Annotated in this window: 2 protein-coding genes; both read right to left on the bottom strand. The window is 68.8% G+C overall.

What is annotated here, in order from left to right; translation table 11 throughout:
• Positions 1-1,600, bottom strand: a 1,600-nt coding sequence (locus M1E25_RS25440) for a transposase (protein ID WP_251419652.1), incomplete at its 3' end; no start/stop codon positions are given.
• Positions 1,593-2,051, bottom strand: a 459-nt coding sequence (locus M1E25_RS25435) for an IS607 family transposase (RefSeq protein WP_251419650.1), incomplete at its 5' end; no start/stop codon positions are given. The genes M1E25_RS25440 and M1E25_RS25435, both read right to left, overlap by 8 nt.

Here is a 2,051-nt window from a genome sequence, read left to right as displayed (position 1 = left end):
CCTGGTCTCTGCGGACATCCCGAACGGTTTTGGGTGTCCTGGTCGCCCGCTTTCTCTCCGTGTCCGGCGGCACGCATCTGGTGCGTGGTCCGGGTACGCGGGGGCGGGGTTCCTCACGCCCAGGGGCCTTTGAGTCGGCCTGGACGGTCCGATGCCCCACGCGATCGCTCTGGTCGTGTGGGGGCGGTGTCGTCCGTCGCCGGATCGGGTGCCCTTGGGCGCGTCGCCCGATCGCGATGCTCGCCGCATCGTGACGGGTCGTCTTGCGAGTCTTGCCGGTGAGGGGCCTTTGCCAGTGCTGCGCGCCCCACTGCGAGGTGTACGCCGGGTCGACAGCGATGATCGCGATACCGCTCCGGTCGGCCATGGACGTGAGCCGGGCGCGAAGTCGTCCGGTGGGCATGCCGGAGATGAGCTGCCGGAAACGGCTCTTGCGTCCGTGTTTCTCGCGGCTCTTCTCGGCCTGGAAGTCCAGGTCTTCGACCGCGATCGCTGTGACGCCGCAGGAACGAGCCCAGTTCAGCAGCCGCGACAGCGCGTGGCGGACTTGGGCATCGCGGTGCTGGGCGGTGCCGGACAGGTCGTAGAAGAAGCGGCGGGGCTCACCGCAGGGGTTGCCGTGGGTGTCGAGTCTCCAGGCGGCGAGGTGGTCGACGTTGGTGTCCACCCCGATCACGCCCTGGGCGAGTGCGGTATCGAACGGGGTTGTCCGTGTGATGGGGAACGTCCATGAGGCCGTCAGATACCAGCGTCCGCGAGCGACGTCCAGGTGGATGCGGTAGGCCACAGCCCGGTTGGCTTCCACACGGTCGGCCCATTCAGTGCCCCGGTGCGGGAAGGAGACCTTCGCGGTGAGGGTGTACCGGCCGTGCTTGGTGTTCGCGTATCCGGCGAGCGGGGCCGGGAGCTTGATCGAGAGTTCGCCCTCGGGGCTGACGCGGATGGTCTCGTTGCCGAAACGCTTGCCGGACTCGCCGTCAGCAGCGAGGAACCAGCGCTCGGAGTCCCAGCGTTCGCGCCATTGGGTCTCGGTGATCTGGGCGGCTTGGAGGTTGTGGCGGTTGCGGGCCAGGCGCTTGCCGCCTCGCACCACACGCACGATGCCGGCCTCACGGCCGGCCCTCTCCCGCCCCAGGCGGTCCTGCAGTGTCGCCAGGCGACGTGTTTTGGCGTGCCACTCCCGCTTCGATCGGTAGCCGCCCGGCGCCCGCTTGGTGCCCTTCTCTCCGATGGGCAGGGACAAGCGGTGCGCGATCGTCTTGATACCGGCTTCGAGGGACTGGATGTGGGCGAGCTGACAGCGTCGCGACAACGCCCATTGATCATGCGTGGCCTTCGTGATCGACCCGGCCCACCTGGACGACGACCGGGGCGTCAGGTCACGCTTTCGGGACGCCCACGTGTCGCTGTTGTGCTCCAGCCCGTCAGCGCAGCGCGCCTTGAGATCACGCGAGGCCAGCGAGCCGAGATGCGCGCCCACCAGGCGCAACACCTCCTCGTCCCTCGGTGTGAGGCCCCCCAGCCGGTCGCGTACAGCCACACCGGTGGGGCCGAGCGCGACGAACGGCGGGGCGATCGGCCGCAGCCCGGAATCAGCCATGCTCGGCAGCCTCCAGCGCCTTACGGGCACGGTTCTTCGCCGACCGGCGCCCGTACAGACGCGCACACAAAGAGGTCAGCACCTCCACCATGTCCCGCACCAGATCGTCTTCGACCTCGCCGTCATCGAGCACGACCAGACGACGGCCGGTCGCGGACAGGGCCGCTTCGACGAGCTCGACGTTCATCCGCCCGAGCCGGTCCTTGTGCTCAACCACGACGGTGGTCACCGCCGGGTCGGCCAGCAGACGCTTCGCCTTCGACCGGGCACCGTTCATGCCCGAGGCGATCTCGGACTCGACCCGAACCACCTTGTTGCCGCTCTTGGCCGCCCACTCGGCCGGCCGGGCCACCTGGCGTTCGAGGTCGGACTTCCGATCATGGGAGGAGACACGGGCGTACAGCCCCAGCCCGCCCACAGCTTCCAGCGCCGTATTCGCGTCGATGTTCAC

It is taken from the genome of Streptomyces meridianus, from assembly GCF_023703325.1.
Taxonomy (GTDB): Bacteria; Actinomycetota; Actinomycetes; order Streptomycetales; family Streptomycetaceae; genus Streptomyces; species Streptomyces meridianus.
Note: the sequence above shows the minus strand (reverse complement) of the source record. Positions and strands in the feature narration are given on the sequence as shown.